The organism is Burkholderia torrens (assembly GCF_984668525.1).
In genome coordinates, this window is sequence record NZ_OZ480213.1 from 1,247,109 (window position 1) to 1,253,739 (window position 6,631).

At 61.6% G+C, this 6,631-nt stretch carries 4 protein-coding genes; 1 reads left to right on the forward strand and 3 read right to left on the reverse strand.

Features of this window, described 5'->3' with window-relative positions; all coding sequences use genetic code 11:
• Positions 1-72: 72 nt before the first annotated feature.
• Both AC5LXX_RS35865 and AC5LXX_RS35870 read right to left on the reverse strand, forming a co-directional pair.
• Positions 73-1,023 (reverse strand): LysR family transcriptional regulator, encoded by a 951-nt coding sequence (locus AC5LXX_RS35865; RefSeq protein WP_493413882.1) that lies wholly within the window; start codon positions 1,021-1,023, stop codon positions 73-75.
• A gap of 302 nt (positions 1,024-1,325) precedes the next feature.
• Entirely contained in the window at positions 1,326-2,624 is a 1,299-nt protein-coding gene (locus tag AC5LXX_RS35870; RefSeq protein WP_493413883.1) for an adenylosuccinate synthase, read from the reverse strand.
• Positions 2,625-2,764: 140 nt separating this feature from the next.
• Between AC5LXX_RS35870 and gcvA the strand changes: the two genes are divergently transcribed.
• Positions 2,765-3,670, forward strand: coding sequence for a transcriptional regulator GcvA (gcvA, locus tag AC5LXX_RS35875; protein WP_124456716.1), 906 nt, complete (start codon positions 2,765-2,767; stop codon positions 3,668-3,670).
• Between the two features lie 152 nt (positions 3,671-3,822).
• On the opposite strand, the gene AC5LXX_RS35880 is transcribed toward gcvA, so the two are convergent.
• Positions 3,823-4,137: a DUF4148 domain-containing protein gene (locus AC5LXX_RS35880; RefSeq protein WP_124456725.1), complete on the reverse strand. Its 315-nt coding sequence runs from the start codon at positions 4,135-4,137 to the stop codon at positions 3,823-3,825.
• Between the last annotated feature and the right edge of the window lie 2,494 nt (positions 4,138-6,631).

Sequence of the window (6,631 nt, forward strand, 5' to 3'; positions counted from 1 at the left end):
CTTAAATAAAGGATTGCATATTATTTAAACGGTCGAGCAACGCGCAGCACTCACGCAGCAGCCATCGCTGAATCAGGAATGACGTGACGCGCAGGACTCGGTCAGCGCAGCCTCGTCGGCAGCCAGCAACTCGGGCACGCATTCGCGCAGGAAATCGACGAATGTACGAATCTTCGCGTCGAGATACTGGCGCGACGCGTACAGCGTATAGACCGTCAGCTTCTGCAACCGATATTCGGGCAGCACACGCACCAGCGCGCCGCTCGCGAGCCCGGGTAGCGCGGCCGACATAGGCAGCGAGCCGATCCCGAGGCCGGCGCGCAGCGCGGCACCAAGCGCATCGGCGATGTTGACCTGGAAATCAGGCAATGGCAGTTCGAACGTTTCGCGTCCGTTGGGGCCGTCGAGATGCCAGCGATCGCGCGGAAAGAGCGACGTGACGATCTGCAGGCACGCATGCCCTTCGAGGTCGCTCACCGTGCGCGGCGTACCGCGCGCCTGCAGGTACGCGGGTGACGCGCACAGCACGCTGCCCACGTCGCCGAGCCGCTGCGACACGAGCCCGGAATCGGGCAGCTCGGTCGTGCTCAACTGCAGCGATACGTCGTAGCCTTCGTCGATGATGTCGGGCACGTGCTGCGACAGCGTCAGTTCAACCGCGACCGACGGATAGCGTTCGCGGTAGCGCACGACCGCGGGCACCACGTAGGCCTGGCCGAAACTCGTCGTCGCGTGAACGTGCAGCCGTCCTGACGGTTTCGCCTGTGCGTCGGCCGCCTCGGCTTCCGCTTCGTCGATATAGCCGAGGATGCGCTGGCAGCGGTCGAGATAGCGCTGCCCGGCATCGGTCAGCGCAATGCGGCGCGTGCTGCGATTGAGCAGGCGCGTGCGCAGATGCGTTTCGAGCTGCGCGACCGAACGCGATGCGTAGGCCGTCGTGATGTCCAGGCGATGGGCCGCGCTCGTGAAGCTGCCCTCTTCCGCGACCCGGACGAAAATGCGCATCATCTGTAACGTGTCCATCGACCTGTCCCCGGGATTGAGATCACGTCGCGCCGCCGTGCGGCCTGGGTGCCGGCGGCTCCGGCACAGGCCGGTCTGGCGCGAATTGTGCGGAACAGTACAGCAGCGCTGCAAGCGTGTCCAGTTCGCCGTACGCGGCGTGATCCGGATGCCGAATCGCGCCGCGAAACCGCTCGCCACATGCATCCGGGCCGGGCGTGCACGCGACCGAGCCTACCAGCAGGCAGGCGGCATCGGGCCGGCAAAAACGACCCGCCTGCCGCAACGCCGCAGCGCAATTTACGTCCCTCCTGTCTCGCGCGTTACGCAGCAGCAGCCGCATCGAAAGGATTGCGCAACACGATCGTGTCGTCACGCTCCGCACCGGTCGTGATCATCGACACCGGCGCGTCCGCGACCGCTTCGATGCGCGCGATGAAATCCTGCGCGGCGCGCGGCAGCGCCGCACGCTCGCGCACGCCCTTCACGGTGCCGTGCCAGCCGTCGAATCGTTCGTATACAGGCTTCGCACGCGACTGCGCATCGAGGCTTGCGGGAAGATGGTCGACACGCGCACCGTCGAGTTCGTAACCGACGCACAGCTCGATGGATTCGAAACCGTCGAGCACGTCGAGCTTCGTGAGCGCGAGCGAATCGATGCCCGAGATCCTGACGGCCTGGCGCAGTTGTACGACATCGAGCCAGCCGCAGCGTCGCGGCCGGCCGGTATTGACGCCGAACTCCTGCCCGCGCGCGCGCAGCGTTTCGCCGGTAACGTCGTCCAGCTCCGTGAGGAACGGGCCGCCGCCGACACGCGTCGCATATGCCTTGGTAACACCCAGCACATGGCCGAGCTTCGATGCCCCCAGCCCGGTGCCGGCCGCCGCGGCCGACGCCACGGTGCCCGACGACGTCACGAACGGGTACGTGCCCCAGTCGATATCCAGCATCACCGCCTGCGAACCCTCGAACAGGATGCGCTCGCCGCGATCGGTCGCGTCGTTGAGGTCGGCCCAGACAGGACGGACGAACGGCAGGATCTTCGGCGCGAGATCGAGCAGCATCGCCAGCATCGCGTCGCGGTCATATTCTTCGAGCCCCAGGCCGCGGAACCACGCGTTGTGATGGTCGACGAGCACGTCGAGCTTGGCGGCAAGCCGGCCGGACTCCGCGAGATCGCCGACGCGCAGCGCGCGGCGGCCGACCTTGTCTTCGTAGGCCGGCCCGATCCCGCGCAGCGTGGTGCCGATCGGTTCCCGGCGCAGGCGCTCCTGCGCCTGGTCGATTGCCCGGTGAATCGGCAGCACCAGCGTCGCGTTCTCGGCGATCGACAGATTGTCAGGCGTCACCGACAGCCCGAGCTCGGCCATCCTCCCGATTTCAGCGAGCAGCGCTTCCGGATCGAGTGCCACGCCGTTGCCGATCGCGCCGCGCTTGCCACGCACGACGCCGCTCGGCAGCAGCGCGAGTTTGTACGTCTTGTCGCCGACGACCAGCGTATGGCCCGCGTTGTGGCCGCCGTTGTAGCGCGCGACGACATCGGCCTGGGCCGCCAGCCAGTCCACGACGCGCCCCTTGCCCTCGTCGCCCCATTGGGCACCCACTACCACCACGTTCGGCATGCTCCGCACTCCATGTGAGAAATTCAGACACTCGCTCGGCCGAGCCGGCCGTTTGTGTGCCATATTGGCGGAGCTGGATCGCCCGATCAAACGATTAAACCTGAATCTTCGCGTGAGTAAATATCACACGAAACAATGCAATGGCCCGACGACTCCCTCCGTTGAATTCACTGCGCGCGTTCGAAGCCGCCGCACGGCTCGGCAGCTTCACGCTGGCCGCCGACGAGCTGTGCGTGACGCACGGCGCGATCAGCCGGCACGTGCAGCAACTGGAGGCGTGGCTCGGGCGGCCGTTGTTCGAACGCCACAACCGGCGCGTCGAGCTGACCGACGCCGGCCGGGCGTATCTCGCCGAAGTCGGCGCATCGTTCGACCGGATCGCGCTCGCCACCGCGCAGCACTTCGGCCACGCGCAGCAGCGCGTGCTGCGCGTCAGCGCGCCCGCCACGTTTTCGCTGCGCTGGCTCGTGCCGAAGCTGTCGTCGTTCCAGGTCGCCCATCCGGCCATCGAGGTGCGGTTGTCGACGTCAAACGAACCGATCGATAAATTGCGCGACAAGGTCGACCTGATCGTTCGCGGTGGCCCGCAGGCCGTCGACGGTTACGTCGCCGAGGAATTCCTGTCCGAAGTGCGGCTGCCGGTGTGTGCGCCGAAGTTGCTGGAGGGTCGGCCGCTGGACACGCCCGCCGATCTCGCGGGCTTTACGCTGCTGCACGCGGCAACCTATCCCGGCATGTGGCCCGAGTGGCTCGCGGCGGCCGGGCATCCGAATCTCGTGCCGCGACACTCGCTCACGCTCGAGCATTTCTACCTGACACTGCAAGGTGCGCTCGACGGGCTCGGGGTCGCAATGGGGCCGATCGCGCTCGTCGCCGACGACATCGCCGAAGGCCGGCTCGTGCAACCGTTCAGCGAACCGGCACTGCCGCCGTGGCGCTACTTCACGTACGTGGCAGCCGCTCGGGCAAACGACGATGCCGTGCGTGCATTCAAGGACTGGCTGAAAACGACGGGGAACGCGACCGCGCCGGACGCGCGACACTGACCGCGTCGAGATGCCGGTCGTGCGCAACGAGAAAAGAAGGATTCCGAATCAAATGACGAAAATTCACGGAACGTGACTTTCAGTGCACATCGCGTGATCGCGATGCATGCGGCAACCCGCGGTGCGAGCCGCGGCTTGCCGCCAGACGACGCTTACTGGCTTGCTGCAGCGCCGGCTTTCTTCTCCGCGTTCTGCAGGTTCTGCGGATAGTTCGGATCATTGGCCGCCGGCTTGTAACCGGCATCTTCGAGTTTCTTCAGCTCGGCGGTGTTCTTCGCACGTGCAGCCTTGTGCTCGGCCTTGCGTTTGGCCCTGGCCGCCTTGCGTGCCTCGCTCTTCGCTGCCTTGGCATCCTGTGCAGCAGGTGCGCTGGCGGCGTCGGTCTGCGCAAACGCAGGAACGGCCGAGCCGAACAGGAAAGCGGCTGCAGTAGCAGCCAGCGCGAATTTTCGGATCTGGATTTGCATCGTTGGACTCTCTTTTCTGATGACTATCACGGATTGAAAAACCATCGAGATACCGCCCCTGCCCTGATCAGTCGTCATGTCGCGATCAGGACCTGTGCATCATAACCGTGTCGTGAAAATTGTGGCGCGAACGTGATGTTGACGACGGAATCGGGATACACGTATGGGAGAAGACGGGATCGCTGCACGGCCGTCGCGCGGTAGAGACAGGGACCCGTATCGCACGCTTCGGTGACGGGTGTGCAAGTACAGTTCGATGCGCGACATCGACGGCTGTTTCACCGGTGGTGATGTCGACATGCTCATGCGCGACGTGAGTCGCCTCGCGCATCCATGATCACCGCAGTAGTGGTCGACCTGTGCATTACGTTGTCATTCGACGCGGCTCGAGCGACGGTTCCTCCCATAAACGACCACGATTCGGATCGTCCGACAGTCGATACGATCGCGTTGCGTCGCCACGCCGTGATGTGGGTGGTTACCTATGGCTTTGGTTACCTGTAGAGGCGTAGGTCGTCATCGACAGGCTCGTATGACGAAAAGCCGAATACTGTGCGCGCGGTGAAAACGTCGACCCGCATCGCTTCACGTATGCGTCGAGGAACCGTGCGAAGGCATGGTGCTCGTCTGGCAGACGTTGCTTCGGCGCAGAAGTCGCGACGAGGCTTGTGATTCGTGATGCTGTGTCGGCGGATACGTCACGGACAGCGTGCCATCACCACAGGCTTTTCATTTGATTGGTTCGATGGCGCGCCAACTGGACAGCACTGCAATCTTCACAGCTTGCCGATACCTGTGGCTATGCCTGATCGGTGAGCTTTTACGGGATCACGAAATTCCGGAAGGTGAGCATGTTCGGGAGCCGTCTGCGATTCGACTACGGTGAGCTTCTTCGTCGACCGTATCTTCACGTCGATGCATAACAATCTCCGGATCGGTCCAGGAGCCGGCAACCTGTGCGAATGGCGTGTCGGCATGACGGTCATTCCTGGACGGTTGTGCGGGCCCCTCGTAGCTTGCGAGGGACACAGCGCGACGCGTCGGTTGCGGCAAAGGTAGAAAATTGGTCCGCTGCTGCATGGCGAAGCAGCCGGAGATGGTTTCCCCTGCGCACAGTCCACAGGCTAAATTTGTCGAAAAGCGCCGGTGGGCGATCGGTAAATACTTGTCCACGGACACGCATGCGCGAGGACAAAAAACCACACGCATGCAGTCCGGGATGATTTCGAACTGTAGCTTGCGCGGATCCGTAGATGTCCGCCGCCTCGGCCGCGAACCTCCCCTGCGACTAATCCGTGGCGCGCAGGTGATCATGAAGTGGATCCGTGGGTCCCATAAACGGGAACCTGTATGCCGAATCGGAGGTTTTTTCGCGATTTCCTCCCATAGGTTTCTACGTTTCGGCGTTTGTGAGTAGGCACTCACCTCTGCTGGGAGCCTTGTCAGGCCTGAAATCTCGGTGAAACAAGGCACCAACCTCGTGTTCGCAGGCCTGGATCGAAGGGTCGACGCGCTTTCTGTACCACAGACGGTTCCCATTGGTAGCGGTTTATGGGGTTCGTCTTTCTGTGGCAGCGCACGTGTGTTTACATCTTTTGTAAACCACGTTTACTTCTTTAACTACTTTTAGACGGCTCACAGCCTTGTGCCACAAGGGTTTGAGAGGGGTTCGGTACCCATTTATGGGAGCACAGGTGGAAGGGTCTGGGGTTTGAGGTCTGTGGATTTGGGGAATGGGGTACCGCGTTGTGGGGAATCAGGGTTGTGGATATGGGGCAAGCGTACCCGGTTATGGGAAAACGATCATGAATCGCACAGGGTAGTCGTCTATGGGAACGTGTGAAGGTAGCCTTTTATGGGGCAGTTTTCTCGATCCTCTAATGCCTTGAAGGACAGGGATTTTTTTCGGGTAGCCGGTTATGGGGAGTCTCAAAGGTACCTTTTTATGGGAGAAAGTCCAGCTGGATTGGCTGCATTTTTCAGTGGTGCTCCGGAAAGCTTTCCTATGGACTGGATCGTTGTCACAGATAGGTTACCTGCTATGGGGAAGACCAATGGTTGCCATTTATGGGAGCGATTTCTACCGTCCTGATCGAAAACAACCCAATCGACGAAGCCGACAGGTTCCCATTTATGGGAAACGATGAAGGTAGCAAGTTATGGGAGAAAACACGGCTGTGCTGCACGGCACCACGAATCCGGCCGACGATCTCGATTCCGGACGTTTGTCTCCCATGGACGGTTACCTTTTGCAGGGCAAATCCCGTGCCGGGTTTCGGTACCGGGACATCAAAGGTAGCGGCTTTTGGGAGGTATTTTTTTCCAAAGGTAGATGGATATGGGGTTCCCTGTAGAACAGAAAATCATTTATTTCCCTTTAGTATCAAATAATTATGAGCGATAGTGAAAGTGATGCTGGAGAAATGACGTTGCCCCGTAGCGAGAAAAGGTATAAAGTCCGCTATCACCAAGGTCACCTTATCCGGACATCACG

Excerpts from the sequence above, each read along its gene's own strand:
- AC5LXX_RS35865 (WP_493413882.1), bottom strand. The coding sequence starts at position 1,023 with ATGGACACGTTACAGATGATGCGCATTTTCGTCCGGGTCGCGGAAGAG.
- gcvA (WP_124456716.1), top strand. The coding sequence starts at position 2,765 with ATGGCCCGACGACTCCCTCCGTTGAATTCACTGCGCGCGTTCGAAGCC.
- AC5LXX_RS35870 (WP_493413883.1), bottom strand. The coding sequence starts at position 2,624 with ATGCCGAACGTGGTGGTAGTGGGTGCCCAATGGGGCGACGAGGGCAAG.
- AC5LXX_RS35880 (WP_124456725.1), bottom strand. The coding sequence starts at position 4,137 with ATGCAAATCCAGATCCGAAAATTCGCGCTGGCTGCTACTGCAGCCGCT.